We start from the raw sequence: 14,767 nt of genomic DNA, 5'->3' as shown, positions 1-14,767 counted from the left end.
TCATGCCGCATACCATTCCACTAGTTTAATGCTTGGGAAGCGGAACTGGCATCCACTGGATGTTTTTCTTCTGTGATTTTTAAAAATAGTTCTTCTAATCGGTTGGATTTATTACGCATAGAAAGAACCTGAATCCCTTGGCTTGTAAGCTGTTCAAACAATCCGTTCAATCCTTGATTCCGTTCGATTTCCACCGCAAGGGTTTGCTCATCTTCAAAAATACTTTTATACCCTACAATTTCGGGTTCCTTATCAAAAGGAGCTAAATCAAAGATAAAGGTTTCAAACTGTAATTTGGATAGTAGAGTTTTCATGCTAGTATTTTCAATCAATTGACCAGACTGAATGATACCGATATTGCGGCAAAGCATTTCGGCTTCTTCAAGGTAGTGGGTTGTTAGAATGATTGTTGTGCCATGTGCATTCAACTCTCTCAGAAAATCCCACATTTCCCGTCTTAGCTCAATATCGACTCCAGCTGTAGGTTCATCTAAAATAAGTAAACGAGGCTCATGCATCAACGCACGCGCGATCATCAATCTACGTTTCATCCCGCCTGAAAGCATCCGAGCGCGTACATTTCGTTTTTCCCATAAATCGGATTGCTTCAGATACTTCTCGCTCCGTTTGAGTGCTTCTTTTTTTGAAACACCATAGTAACCAGCTTGGTTAATAACGATTTGCTCGACCGTTTCAAAAGGATTAAAATTAAACTCTTGTGGAACGAGCCCGATCTGTTGTTTGGCAAGAACTAAATCATTATCTAAGTCATAACCGAAAACCTTTACCTTTCCAGAGGTTTTGTTGACAAGCGACGTAATGATGCCGATTGTTGTAGATTTACCAGCGCCATTAGGGCCTAAAAGTGCATAAAAATCGCCTTCTTCTACAGCTAAATCGATGCCTTTAAGAGCTTCGACTCCACTTCCATAGACTTTCTTTAAATCGTTTATTTCGAGTGCATACGTCATTTAATTACTATCTCCTTTTGTCTCTTTAGTGTATTGGCAAAGACAATCTTCTTCGCTATCAGAAAGTAAATGCATCATAGAGCTCATAAATTTTTTTACAAACTCTTCTCTTAATGTATAGTGATGCCACTGGCTTTGTTTGCTGACAGAAACAATACCGGCACTTTCTAAAACCTTCATATGATGAGAAAGTGTAGGCTGTGTAAAATCAAAATGTTTCAATACATCACAGGCGCACATACTACTATACGAAAGCAAATCGATTATTTTCATTCGTTTGGGATCAGCCATTGCTTTAAGTACTAAAGAAAGTTTTTCGTAATCCATGTTCATTCCTCCTGAATATAGATAACTGTCTATGTTTAATATAGATGAACATGAATGTAATGTCAAGTAGCATTATTACTGAAAAATAGCATAAAAAAATGGAACAAAATCTAAGCTACTGCTGAAATAAAGTGATGATAACGGACAGTTAAATAGACCACACTTCATCACGTGAAGCATTACTGTTATAATAGAAGCGAATAGCTAGTATGATTAACGAAAAAAATTGGGCTTTAAGAGGAGTAAACTAAAAAATGAGAAACATTAAATTAACGATCGAGTATGATGGGACAAGGTATCTTGGCTGGCAAAGGCTTGGTGATTCGGATAAAACGATTCAAGGAAAAATTGAAAATATACTGACACAAATGACACGTTCAAAAGTTGAAATTGTTGGTTCTGGTCGAACGGACGCTGGAACCCATGCTAAGGGACAAATTGCGAATTTCAAAACAGATAGTAAAATGGCATTATCAGAGATGATTGAATTTTTAAATCGTTATCTTCCACAAGATATCGTTGTAAAAAAACTAGAAGAAGTACCTGAAAGATTTCATGCTCGTTATAATGCAAAAGGGAAGAAATATAGCTATTATATCTGGAACAATATGATTCCGTCTGCTTTTGAGCGTAATTATAGTTTCCACTATGCTGAAGAACTTGATTTGGAGTTAATGAATGAAGCCTGTAGTAAATTGACTGGAACCCATGATTTTATTGGTTTTTCTTCTCTTAAAAAGACGAAAAAATCAACAACTCGGACAATCAATGAATTATCGATTCAAAAAGACGGAAACCTCATTCACTTTACCTTTGTCGGTGATGGCTTCTTGCATAAAATGGTCAGAATCCTGATGGGTACACTCTTAGAGATCGGCGCAGGGACACTGCAATTAGCAGCTATCGATGAAGTATTTGAAAGTAAAATCAGGAGTGAGGCAGGAATCACCGTACCAGCACAGGGGCTGTTTCTAGATGAAGTTTATTATTGAGTCATATTTGGTTGACATTGTCATAAAGCGATGCTAAATGCTAAATAGAAACACTTAAATAAGATCTCAGCTCTTTTTGCTGTGCAGAATGTAGTTTTTTTTAACAAAATATAATAAGCAGTAGTAAAAGGCCAATCATTGTAGTAGTTGATTGGTCTTTTTGCGTTGCCTATTTACTGTTCATTTTTTGTTCCAGCACAAAAGAGTAGTTCAAGGTAGATAGGAGTATTGACCATAGAAAACAGGTTAATCGTTGATCGTTAAAAATATCTATCATTTATTTTTTTATATGTAACGTAAAAAAAACTTATTTTTATCTGTTTTATTCCAAATTATTCTTTTTTTAATTATTTATCGAGGTACTTTATTAAGGCCAAAGTGCTTTATTTACGTAGGTTTTAGGGGGGGATTCTATTTTTTTGTCCTAAAAAAGGGCTTATTTCAATAAATAATATAAAAAAAATATATTATGATGAGAATTGTCGTTTCATCTATCGTGGAAATAAATGAAATAACAAAAATGGATAAAACACCATCATAATAAAAACATAAAAAGAGAGCGTGGGTGAATAATGTATCTGTTTAGAGACAATAAAAAGTACTTGATGTCCACCTTCTTCCGGTGAGCATAAAGTACTATGTTAGAGCTAGTTTTGAAAAAAGATAGTGAAGTTTGAGGAATATGGACCTTAGTATGGAACGTTGTATCTAACTAATTTTAGTTAAAGCTATTAGCCAAGTTTGCTTGAATCAAAATAGGTTGAAAAATAGTATGTGAATCATTGGGCAAGGTGTTTTCTGACGTTTGGATTGTGAAGAAATGAACTATTTTTTAGAAGTGTGAGGAATAAAAAAATTACCTGTTTCAGCTAAGAACAGGTAGGATACATTGGATTTATTAAACTTAAATAACTTTATGTAATTATGATAACTGTTGTTTATCAAGATGTCAACACGTTTTTTTGTGCTTTTTAACCAGTTTTTACTTAATAGATAACTTATTTCTATTATTATATTTAAAATAAAAAAATGGCTAAAACTGAAAGAAAAACTGGTTTTTAGAAGAATAGATAGTGATAAAAGAGGACAATTCTATTCGCCGTCAAATTCGCCGTCAATTGAAAGTAGGGAAAATGAATGTCACGAAGAGGAGAAAATATCTATAAACGCAAAGATGGCCGTTGGGAAGGTCGCTACATTAAAGGGAGAAAATTAAATGGGTCCATTCATTATGGATATGTTTATGGTAAAAGGTATTATGATGTCAAACAAAAATTGACGCTGATCAAATCTCAGCTTCCCTATTATCAAGAACAGACGATCTATTCTTATAGTGGAACTGTTCAAGAGTGGGTCGTTTATTGGTTGGAAAATTTTGTACTACCAACAGTTAAACTAAGCACGTATGTAAGTTACAAAAGTAAATTATCCGTTCATGTATTACCTATACTTGGTGAAATAAAACTAACGGAGCTAAAAAAAGAAGAGGTTCAATCTTTATGCGATCAATTAGAAGAAAAACTTTCTGATTCGTCTGTTCACGCCGTGTTTCGTGTCTTTCATACTTGTTTATGTGTGGCACAAGAAAAAGAGTTGATTGCTAAAAATCCAGCTGATACTCTTCGCTTACCTAAAATGGGAAAGCGTTCTTCAAAAGCTTTGTCTACTGGCGAACAAAAACGTCTAAAACAAGTAGCAAATGGAACTGCTAACGGGCTGGCTGTATTAATCGCGTTAGAAACAGGAATGAGAATAGGCGAAATTAGCGGGCTCAAATGGTCTGATATTGATTGGGAAAGACGAGAAGTCCATGTACAGCGGACTTTACAGCGGCTAACAGATAATAATGGAAAAAGCCAAATAGTAGAAGGCTTACCTAAAACCGTATCTTCTACCCGAGTGATCCCCTTATCTAAACGGTTGTATCATCTGCTTTGGCAACAAAAAAACGCTTCAGAAGATGCCTATATTTTAAGTAACACAGAAAAAAGTGTTGAGCCCAGAGTAGTCCGTTACCAATTTAAACAAATGAGTAAAGCAGCAGGATTGTCAGATGTCACTTTTCACACGTTACGCCATACATTCGCGACGCGTTGTTTAGAAGCTGGGGTGAACATTGCTACAATCAGTGCTTTATTAGGACACCGTTCTATAAAAATGACGTTAGACGTTTATACACATTCGCTCCTGTCACAAGAAAGAGAAGCAATTGATCAAGTCTCAGCTTTTTAAGCGAGAGATTTAAATTTGAAATCGTTCATTTTGATAGAAACCCCGAGTTTAGTTTTACTCTGGGTTTTATAGTGTGAATTGAATATAACTAAAGTTATTTAATCTGCTAGTTTTCACTTTTTATTTTCAAAAGGAAGCTGAAAGCGGCTTTTTTTTTTGCCTTTGTTGTATTCACCGTCAGCATAGCCGTCGTTTGCCGTGAGAATAGTACTCTGCCAAGAAAAAGTCGTTTCTTACCTGTTCTTAGCTGAAACAGGTAAGGCTGATTCGTAAAGATTATTTTTTATTGTAATAGAAAAATAAAATTTTTACAAAAGAAACGATAATAACAGCTGTTTCAAGACATAAAATAAATCGAATGAAAGAATGAGGAGGAATCTGGCATGTTTCGCATAGGTATATTGGCATCTACGATGACGCCTAAACCTGACGTGTATAAAGCATTTGAAAAAATGAATTGTCAACTTGATCACCTCAAAAAAGTGCCAAATTTGGAAGAACTTCATACATATGACGGGCTATTGATCGAGGAAGTACACGAAGGAGAAATCAGCAGTGTTTGCTCCACTATTTTACAAATCAAACAACAAACGAATGCGTACATATGGATTTTGTCAGGAAAATCTACATTGATCAATCGTCAAGTTTATCTACAACTAGGGGTTGATGGGAACTTTGATCAAGAAAGCTTTCCAGAAGAGCTACTGTTGTATTTAAAGAATTTTTTAGCGCGTCAAGATGAAAAGAAGAGAATGCAACGAAATGTGATCGGAGGAAAAAGGTTCTCCAATCAGAGCGATACAGTGGGGGAGAAATTTGAGATGAATCCTACAAATCACAGTTTGAGCGTGTTTATAGGAGAAAAAGAAGTAGAAGTAGAATTGACTAGGCTCGAGTATCGCTTGCTTGAATTATTGTACAGTCACCCAGGAAAAGCATTTAATTATCAAGAAATACATGAAAAACTATGGGATCTTCCATATCAAGAAGAAAACTATCGCGTAGCCAACATCATTTTTCACATACGTAAAAAACTAGAACGTCATGGTGTAGGGGCAGACGTCATAAAAACAGTGCGTTCAAAAGGATATATGATCAAAGTAGAAAATATAAAAGAAGTCACCTAAAGAATCATAAAATTTAGATGATCTTTCTTTAAAAGGGATAAAAAAGTAAAGGGGTTGGAGTCAATAATGGACAAAATAGCCAATAAAAAAGCAAAGCTAGGCTATGTCTATCTTATAGAAGGAATTATTGTTGGAGTGTGGATGATCTATTTATTCAAATTCTACTCTTTTTATCAGGAAGCCTATTTTTATATAGACAAACGATTATCACTATTTATTCAGATGTTATCTTTTTTAAATAATAATTGGGAGGAAACATTTATATATTTTATTTTGGCGTTTCTTCTAATGACAGTTACTCTATTTTTGAGTTGTTTTCTATACTTAACAAAAAAAAGAGCGTTAACACAGAATAAGTCTATTTTTTTGATTTTTTGTTTTAACTTATTGTGCTGCTTAGCATTATTAGTCAATGTTTGTTTCTTCATTTTTCTTGTTTTATTAATCTTAGCTGGCAGTTTAATATATATCATCTTTACTCTCGTAAATTTAAGCGTTGATAAAGAGCAGTTTGATTATGTAGAAGGAGAAATTATTGATGTAAAAGGACCTTTTACATCTGAAAAAGAAGCCCAAACAGCAGTAAAAGCCTTTCTTGGTAAATGGCAAGAAGAGAAAATTATTCTAGGTGAAGAAGTTTATTTAGATAAAGATAATAAATACTATGTGGATTTTTATATCGAAGCAATAAACAAATAGCATTTTAAACTTTTAGAGTAAGGAGTAATCAAAATTTAGATGAAAACAAATAAATTTATATATTTAGCTTTGTTTATGAGTTTGTTCTTATTCCTATTTCCAATTCATTCAATGGCGGATGAAGAAAATTTAGGGTATAGCGTCTCAGCAATTCTGAATGGTAAACAAATTGATCCAGAAAAAAGTTATTTCTATATTCAAACAACCCCAGGAGAAGAACAAGAATTAGCTGTTACGGTAAAAAGCACAATGGAGGAACCAGTTAAAATTAAGGTTTATGTTGAAGATGCTTTTACTGGTAACAAAGGAACAGTTGAATATACGACAGACAAAAAATTATTGGATTCAACGTTAAAAGATCCGATGAGCAGTATTGTTACAGTAGAAACCCCCTCAGTCACTGTTGAAAATTTTGGGGCAACAGAAGCGAAATTTAAATTAACGCCACCAAGTGAAAATTATGCTGGCGTAAAAATGGGAACATTGGTTTTTGAATTGGATAACGGAGAAGAAGAGGGAGGAGTTGGAACTAAATTTGCTTATAGGATTGGTATTGTGACTTCTGAAACGGGAGAGGACTATGATACTTCTCAAACGTTGAATTTACTTGATGCGAAGTCCACACTTTTGCGTGGGAAGAAGATGATTTTAGCAACACTACAAAATCCAGAACCAAAAGTTCTTTCTAAGCTAGCCATCACTGCGGAATTGAAAAATAAGGAAAATGAAACAGTAATGAAGAAAGAACAAGTAGAAAATTATGCATTAGCACCAAATAGTAGCTTCGATTTTGAAATGGACTGGGGAACAGCTGATATTAGAGCTGGAACCTATGTATTAACGTTAGCTGCTAAGAATTCTTATAATGATTGGAAATTCGAAAAAGAATTCATCATTACAGGTGAGCAAGCCAAAAGCATGAATGAGCAGAGTGGTTTTAAAATAATAACGCCAACATGGATTAAAGTTGTTACCATTGGATGCTTGATATTTATGTTAGGTATCACGGGATTACTTCTAATAAGAAGAAAAAAAATGGCGTTAGAGTGGGAGCGAAGACGAAAAAGAAAGAAAAGGAAAAAGAAGAAAGAAGGGAAATAAAATGAAAAAATGTGTCATAGTACTATTTTTTCTAATTATGATAAATGGGTTGCTTGCTGGTAAAGTTGTTGAGGCAACGGTCAAATCCGACACAACAGAGGTAGGAATTGTATTTAAAGAAGGAACACCAAGCCTACCTAAGCCGCCAATTGATTCAAAATTGCCGGACACAAATATGCCTTACATACCGAAACCTAGTTCAGGTACTAATGGAAAACTGCCTTCGATGGGGGATTTGATTACTTCTCTTATTTGGACATTGCTTGGTTGTTCAATTTTAATTGTGTTTGTTGGGGTCTTAAGCTTGAAAAATATTATGTTAAAAACCGTTTAGAAAGGAATGACGCACATGATCGATTATTTATGGATATTCATTTTAGGAGGCGTTGCTATTCTATCTTTGCTTGTCTTTTTGCTCACTTTATCAAGAGATGCGTTCTTAATTAAAAAATTAAGGAAAAAGAAGTCACTATTCGTATTGAATTTTGGGTTACTTTTTACGACATTAACCTGCTTAGGCTTGATCGTATATCTATTTACATTATTGAAAGAGCAAATAGAAATTTTGCAATAAAAACAATGAACAACTTATAACAATAACTGTCACCAATCTATATCTATGCTCTCTAAGGATGGTATAAAAATGAAAAAAGCAATTATGGTCACACTACTTTCATCAGCAGCATTAATGTTATTTGCAGCTCCAGCTGATGCAGCAGAGAAAAAAACAACAACAACTGATGTGGGGGTTAGTTTTAAGAACGATGCTCCAACAATTCCAGCAGAGGATATGAAACCTTATAAAAATAACTTAGCTGTCGTTTGGAAACCAGGTAGTTTCCAATTTGGCGAACAAACTGCTGTTGCAGGTACAGCGATTTTCAATAACATCAAAGGTGACAATGGCGGAACTGCAGCTAACAATAACACAGAACTAAGCCAATATTTAGTTGTCAATGATGATAGAGAATTAAAAACTGAAGGCAAAAACTCTGCATGGGCATTAAGAGCGGATATGTCTGCACTTAAAACAGTTGATGGTGCTGCGGAATTACAAGCTGCAAAATTAACTATGGATTTAAATGCTCCAAAAATGTATGACATTGGAACAGCAATCGATCCTAAAGACAATGATTTTGTCGCAAATGAGCCTTGGGCTGCTGGTGTCTTAACAGATTTTGATAGCAAATCAGGTATTGAATTAGCTCCTACTGCAACTTTAGAAGCAGCTGGTACTTCAAAAGTAGATATCTTTACAAAGAAAACAGCTAACGATTTTAGAAGTGGTGTTGCTACTACAATTCAAAATGTAAAATTACATGTAACTGATGCAAAACAAGGTGGTAAAGCATTTACCGGTACAATTACTTGGACTTTAGATGACGCACCAACATTTTAATTTAAAATAAAAAAAACACAAATATAAAAAAATAAGTATAGATATAGATTGCGTAGAGAGTTATTGTTATAAGTTGTTCATTAAATTTTTAAATGTAGAAAGTAATCAGCAAAGATAAAGTTAATAGTTATTTAAGTTAATTCAATTGAAATTCCATGAAAGTAATCAAAAGGGTTCGTTTTTTTCGATAAAATAAATGAATTAAGAGGTACTGTTTGTATGATGAAAAAGAGGATATATGTATTATTTATTCTTTTATTTATTCTATTATTTCATCCAGTCAAAACTTTTTCTGAGGAAAAGTTTACTAGCTCAATAAAAGATTTTTCCTATGAAATTCTATATCCTGAAAATCAAAGCGATAAAAATTTGGGGTATTATGACTTACTAATGAAGCCAGGGGAAGAACAAAAGATTCAGTTACAGTTAAATAATACATCAGATCAACCAATGTTGGTAACGATTAATCTAAATAGCGCTAAAACAAATGGAAATGGCGTGATAGAGTATGGACCAAGTACGTTAGCAAAAGATGACTCATTAAAAATTGATTTGTCAGAAATAATGAAAGGTCCAAAGGAAGTTACTATTCCAGCAAAAAGTAGTGAGACTGTTACGTTTACCGTCTCACTACCATTAATTCGGTTTGATGGATACCTGGCTGGTGGAATTCAGTTGAAACCTGTGATGAAGGAAACAAAACCTCAAAATGATAAAAATATGATCCAAAATAAATTTGCTTTTTTAATTGGTGTATTAATCAGTGAGCAGGAAGTTAAAGAAATAAAACCAGAGTTAAAATTAAATACTGTTTCTCTCAAGTTAAAAGACGGTGGTTATAGTGTCTTCGTTAATATTTCAAATCTCAAAGGCGTTTTTGTAGAAAATATGACTGCTAACGTTCAAATAACAGAAAAAGGAAAAAATATAACGTTATTTGAGCTAAAAAGAGAACACATGAGAATGGCACCAAACACGATGATCGACTTACCTATCTCTTTAGATAATCATAGAGTGAAGTCCAATGACTATACTGCCAATATCCAAATCAAGACAGAAAACGGTGGGAACTGGACGTGGATAAAGAATTTCAATTTATCTAAAATAGAAGCCAAACAGATTAATAGTCAAGTAGCAGATAGTGAAAATCATACATTCCCATTTTGGTGGCTTATTATTATATTTTTACCTTTGTTGGTAGGAGGATATATCATTTTAAGGAAAAAAATTAGTAGTAAACGGAGCTAATGTTAGCATGAAGTGGTTATAAAATGAAGAAAACTTCTATTTGTTTTTGTTAATATTTCAAATCTTACAGGAGTATTTGTAGAAAGTATGATTGTTAAAGTTCAAATAAATAATTGTTTTCTCCTTTCAATTACTTTTCTTTAAAAAGTAATTGAAAGTTGAAATATAAAAATAAAGAAAGGAGGAGAAAAAATGAAAAAATTATTATGGAGTGGTTTAGCAAGTTCCCTTCTATTGATAAGCTGGGGAGTTTTTTCAAACAATAATAGTATTAAGGCGAAGGAAGAACCAGTGAAAGAAACGTCTGTAGTAAAAGATGAGTCTGAGAAGAAAATAGAAAAAGAATCTCCTCTAAAACCAGAGTCGAGGTTTGCTTGGGGGGCAAAACCAAGTTCACCACTCGCTACTTTTGGACCAACACGACCAGATTTGTATAAATCTCTGGATCCTGGTGTAGCAACAAGTTTGCCTAATAAGTACTCGTTTCAGCCGAAAATCACTACTTTAACAGAATTATATAGAAAAAAACCTGGAAGAGCCAAAGAACTTATAAAGCCTGGATCTTGGCCACCATATGATTCTCTTAAGCAAACAGAGGTTGGTTACTATTTACTTGGTACCCATATGGGAATCAAAAATGGTCGTTGGATTGATCTTAAATTAGAATATGTGGATATAGGTCCTGTGAAATCTACAACTGAAACAATTTCTGTAGGAACACAAAGGACTCTAGCACCAGGTTTGGGGACAGTCCATCTAGCATTTGCTGTAGCAAGTTCAAAGACTACTGAGCCTATTTTTAGGTTGAGTTTTATTGATCACGAGTCTGGAGAGCCAGTTAAAATGGATTCCGGACATGTGACCTTTAATGACATTGATTATACCGAATGGATGAAAGTGAAACCTACTGGTAGTGGACAGTTTGACTATATTTCAGCAAGAAGTGATAATGGAATTTTAACAGACACAGCCAATTTCACTTCTGAACAGGTAACGATGATTTCACCAGAAAATTCAAATGTGTTTGACGATGATTTCACACGTTATTTCACCATAGGATATAGCAATGTTGATTCTCTTGATATCCAATATTATACGGGTGGTACAGGGATTAATATATCGCAAGTAGAAGTGCCGGAAGCAATGTTTGAGTTAGAAACACCCAGTCTTGTTTCAGATGTGGATGGAAACTTAGAAGATGAAATAATTACAACATCACTGATTCAACCAATACCGTATCGGTCATCACTAGGAAACTTATTAGCTCTTACATTTGAAGGGACCATTGATGATAGTCTGACCTTTAGCAATTCAGATATTCAGATTTATAATCGAGATGATCAGAATATTTCTACAAATTTTATCATAGTAAAAGATTCTAAGAATCCACAAAGATTTACAGTCGTAGCTAAGCCAGAGTATACAGATACATTAGTTGATAAAACGGAACAATTACGGGTGGATGTTAAAACGACACTTAATAAAACGAGTAATGCATACAAGAAATATCAGAACAACGCAACCGGACAATTAACGATTCCTTTCCAGATGAAACTAAAATATAGCAATGCTGGCGGAGTTGATTCCGGTGTAATGAAAGAAGTACCATCAAATATTGCTTTTGGGCATATAAATTTGAAAAAAGCCACTATACACTACAAAAATGAAGCTGGAAAAAGCTTGCAAGCTTCGCAAACTAAATTAGGATTTTTGGGAGAGAAAATCAACTTTAGTGCGGCAATTATCGAAGGATATAATTTAAAAATGCCTCAATTAGTTGATCGGGAAGTAACTTTTTCAAATACAGAACAGAATGTAGAGTATGTATATGAGAAAATAGCGCCTGAGGTAACACTGGAACAATCAGTAGACAAAGCCAAAGCTCAACCTGGTGAAACGTTACATTATAAAATTAATGTTGGATCTGCTCAAGAAGCCGCTAAAGATTTGGGATCAAGTATAATATCCATTGAATATTATAACGATCAGGGTCAAAAAATCAGTACAGATAGTATCCACGAATGGAAAAAAGGAACAAGTTATGATTTCAGCGAGATACCAGCTATTGAAGGTTTTGATAATTCTGGTGTAACCGTCTCTTCGAATGCTACAGGAACAGTTACTGGTGAAGATATTGTGATTAAATTAAATGAGTTTAAAGCGACGACGGACAGTCTGGTTCAAAAGAAAGTTCGCTATGTTGATGAGAATGATCAATCGATCTCAGTTGATGAAATCTATTTGGGTAGAGATAAGTATCTTCCAAATTACTCAGTGAAAGCGAAAGTAATACCTGGCTATGCGCTAAGTGATGGAATAGAAAGCTATCCGGTGATATTCAATGAAACCTCACCAGCTGAGTACGTATTTAGGTATCATTCAACTAGAAACTATCGTTCACTAAATATTACGGAGTTACTAGATATGAATCTAGAAAATCCGACAAACTTTACATGGAAAACGAAAGATAATGTAGAGATTCCCAATGCTTCTGTTACTTATGATCAAATAAGTCGCAATATAACTGCAATACCACCAGCAGAGGGTATCGCTTATAATCATGAGTCAACCATTGAATTTGATGCAACAATTGTTTCTACACCTGTAGGCGATCTTATAAACCAAATAGTGAACCTTAAAGCAGACTATCTAGTAGATGGTACAGTGGATATTTCAACAGATCCACCTACCAAAACACAAATAGTATCAGAATCACAAGTAATTGTTACCTTTAGAGATGATGGAACGCCATCTACAAAAATAGCCAAAGATATAATTTTTACGCAAGAAATAGGTACTGAAATTAATTTAGCGCAAGAAAAAGAAATTCAGGATACGATTGAAACGTTAAAGAAAAAATATGTATTGCTAGAACCGCTACCATCTGAGATTGTTGAAGTGACAGATGAAGTGCAAACAATAATCTATAAATTTAGCGGGCGTTTGTTTATTGAGTCATTCCCGTTAAACTTAACGTTCGGGGATAAATATCTATCAAAATCATTTATCAAAGAAGAACAACCTATGTATGATGCTCCACTGATAATTGGCGATAATCGCCACAAGAAAACACCTTGGACACTGACGGTAACACTAGAAAAGCCTTTAACTAGTGAAGAAAGCCCGAGTGAAGTTCTTCCAAGAGCATTGTGGTATAAAACAAGTAAAGACACAAAAATAATGTTATATGAAGGAGAAGCGCAGCCTATTGAAACTGGAGCAGCTTCACCATTAGGAGAATATAATATTAGCAAGAACTGGGATGCGAATACTACAGGATTACAGTTGAATGTCTACTCTAATGAAGTCATTCAAAAAGGGGACTATAAAGCCACGATTTTATGGCAAGTAAGTGCAACACCGTAAAAATCGGCTCTTTGTCAACTAATGTTGGTGAAGAAAATTCAAAAAATTAAATCGATTAATATGACTCCTAGAGGAAATTTCCTCTAGGTTTTTTGTTTACTTGAAAAAGTATGGTACCAAAGCATAACAAAATTCTCAACTTGAAATTGTAAAAGTTACGAACCCCATAAGCATTTCCCTTCAACACTTTAATAGGGTTATTTAAACATTCCAATGGCCCATTAGAATAAGGAAACCAGTGCCGTATTTCAAGATGTTGCACTAGAAGACGTCACAATTGATACAATAACCGGGAAATTTAATTTCACATTGAGAAAAGAATTTTTGCCCGAAGGGGATAGTTACGAAATTTTTGTGAAAGCTTCAGATAAATATAATCAAGTCTCTGATATAGTCAGTTATAAATTGACGGAAGTAGTTTCGTTTAAAGTTAGGTTTTTGAATGGAAAAGATCAGGAAATTCACCAAGATAGTCCTCTAGTTAGGGCATTGGGCGCAAAAATAAATTTGACAAAAGAACCATTTATTCTAGAGGTGCTTGAACAATTAAATAAACAATATACATTGATCGATGGTCCAATATCTGAAGAGGAAATAGAAGTAAATAAAGTGAAACCATTCGTCGAGTATAAATTTATAGGACGTTTAACGTTTATGTCACTACCTGAGGCACTTGATTTTGGAACAAAATATGCTACTTCTGACAGACTACGAATCGATAACCCAAAGGTTCAAGGGGAACCACTCGTGGTCTCTGATACACGAGAAGATTCAGCCGGTTGGACCTTAACAGCTAAGCTGTCAAAGGAATTGTTAAATGAAGATGGTAAAACAAGTTTAAAAGATGCTATTCGTTATAAGAATGGCAAGAAAGAGATATTTTTAAATGATCAAGCATTACCGATTGTCAGGAAAGAAATGACTAGTTATTATGATATTAGCGAGGACTGGGATCCAACAGGTGATGGGTTTAAGCTAGAAGGTTCACGGAGGACGATAAGTGATGCACTGGGTAAGTATGATGGTGAAATATTATTTGAACTTGGCGCAACGCCATAACCGTTATAACTACAAAATAATTTATAGATCTAGACAAAAGTAGTTCGCTCCAAAAATCGAGTAGGTACTGTTTCGTGAATGCCAGCGTATTTCGCTGTGTTCAAATCTGATTGATTTAGTAATTGGAAGTTGATGTAGTCGAAGTGTAGTAGCTACTTGTCTTCTTCCCGTTTACACGGATTTAAAACCCTAAACAAAACAGGTCTTTCGTTTTGTGTAGCGACCCCAAAAAGTTAGACTTTTTAT

Annotated in this window: 14 protein-coding genes; 11 read left to right on the top strand and 3 right to left on the bottom strand. The window is 34.3% G+C overall.

Going from position 1 to position 14,767, the window contains the following annotated elements:
- Positions 1-20: 20 nt before the first annotated feature.
- Together RV15_RS13665 and RV15_RS13660 are read right to left on the bottom strand one after the other, a co-directional pair.
- A complete protein-coding gene (locus RV15_RS13665; protein ID WP_071878580.1) occupies positions 21-971 on the bottom strand; it encodes an ABC transporter ATP-binding protein in 951 nt (316 codons plus the stop codon).
- Positions 972-1,298, bottom strand: a complete 327-nt coding sequence (locus RV15_RS13660; protein ID WP_071878579.1) for an ArsR/SmtB family transcription factor — start codon at positions 1,296-1,298, stop codon at positions 972-974. It lies immediately after the preceding gene.
- Positions 1,299-1,552: 254 nt separating this feature from the next.
- On the opposite strand from RV15_RS13660, the gene truA reads away from it, so the two are divergent.
- From truA to RV15_RS13610, 10 genes are all read left to right on the top strand, one after another.
- Positions 1,553-2,290 (top strand): tRNA pseudouridine(38-40) synthase TruA, encoded by a 738-nt coding sequence (gene truA / locus RV15_RS13655; RefSeq protein ID WP_071878578.1) that lies wholly within the window; start codon positions 1,553-1,555, stop codon positions 2,288-2,290.
- Between the two features lie 1,137 nt (positions 2,291-3,427).
- Entirely contained in the window at positions 3,428-4,522 is a 1,095-nt protein-coding gene (locus RV15_RS13650) for a tyrosine-type recombinase/integrase (protein WP_071878577.1), read from the top strand.
- A gap of 383 nt (positions 4,523-4,905) precedes the next feature.
- Entirely contained in the window at positions 4,906-5,649 is a 744-nt protein-coding gene (locus RV15_RS13645) for a winged helix-turn-helix domain-containing protein (protein ID WP_071878576.1), read from the top strand.
- A 66-nt stretch (positions 5,650-5,715) separates the two neighbouring features.
- A complete protein-coding gene (locus RV15_RS13640) occupies positions 5,716-6,348 on the top strand; it encodes a hypothetical protein (RefSeq protein ID WP_071878575.1) in 633 nt (210 codons plus the stop codon).
- A gap of 39 nt (positions 6,349-6,387) precedes the next feature.
- Positions 6,388-7,449: a WxLIP family cell surface protein gene (locus tag RV15_RS13635; protein ID WP_071878574.1), complete on the top strand. Its 1,062-nt coding sequence runs from the start codon at positions 6,388-6,390 to the stop codon at positions 7,447-7,449.
- Between the two features lie 37 nt (positions 7,450-7,486).
- The gene (locus RV15_RS13630) at positions 7,487-7,783 is read left to right on the top strand and encodes a hypothetical protein (RefSeq protein WP_217265829.1); all 297 of its coding nucleotides are present in this window, start codon (positions 7,487-7,489) and stop codon (positions 7,781-7,783) included.
- Between the two features lie 15 nt (positions 7,784-7,798).
- The gene (locus RV15_RS13625) at positions 7,799-8,023 is read left to right on the top strand and encodes a hypothetical protein (RefSeq protein WP_071878572.1); all 225 of its coding nucleotides are present in this window, start codon (positions 7,799-7,801) and stop codon (positions 8,021-8,023) included.
- A gap of 69 nt (positions 8,024-8,092) precedes the next feature.
- Entirely contained in the window at positions 8,093-8,848 is a 756-nt protein-coding gene (locus RV15_RS13620) for a WxL domain-containing protein (RefSeq protein ID WP_071878571.1), read from the top strand.
- 222 nt (positions 8,849-9,070) lie between these two features.
- The gene (locus RV15_RS13615) at positions 9,071-10,096 is read left to right on the top strand and encodes a WxLIP family cell surface protein (RefSeq protein ID WP_245791381.1); all 1,026 of its coding nucleotides are present in this window, start codon (positions 9,071-9,073) and stop codon (positions 10,094-10,096) included.
- A gap of 192 nt (positions 10,097-10,288) precedes the next feature.
- Positions 10,289-13,462, top strand: a complete 3,174-nt coding sequence (locus tag RV15_RS13610) for a MucBP domain-containing protein (RefSeq protein ID WP_071878569.1) — start codon at positions 10,289-10,291, stop codon at positions 13,460-13,462.
- A gap of 67 nt (positions 13,463-13,529) precedes the next feature.
- On the opposite strand, the gene RV15_RS13605 is transcribed toward RV15_RS13610, so the two are convergent.
- A complete protein-coding gene (locus RV15_RS13605; protein WP_425429318.1) occupies positions 13,530-13,724 on the bottom strand; it encodes a transposase in 195 nt (64 codons plus the stop codon).
- A gap of 47 nt (positions 13,725-13,771) precedes the next feature.
- Between RV15_RS13605 and RV15_RS13600 the strand changes: the two genes are divergently transcribed.
- A complete protein-coding gene (locus RV15_RS13600) occupies positions 13,772-14,521 on the top strand; it encodes a WxL domain-containing protein (protein ID WP_071878568.1) in 750 nt (249 codons plus the stop codon).
- Positions 14,522-14,767: the final 246 nt, after the last annotated feature.

The sequence above is a fragment of the Enterococcus silesiacus genome (assembly GCF_001886225.1).
GTDB lineage: Bacteria > Bacillota > Bacilli > Lactobacillales > Enterococcaceae > Enterococcus_L > Enterococcus_L silesiacus.
This window is presented reverse-complemented; position numbering and strand designations above follow the sequence as displayed.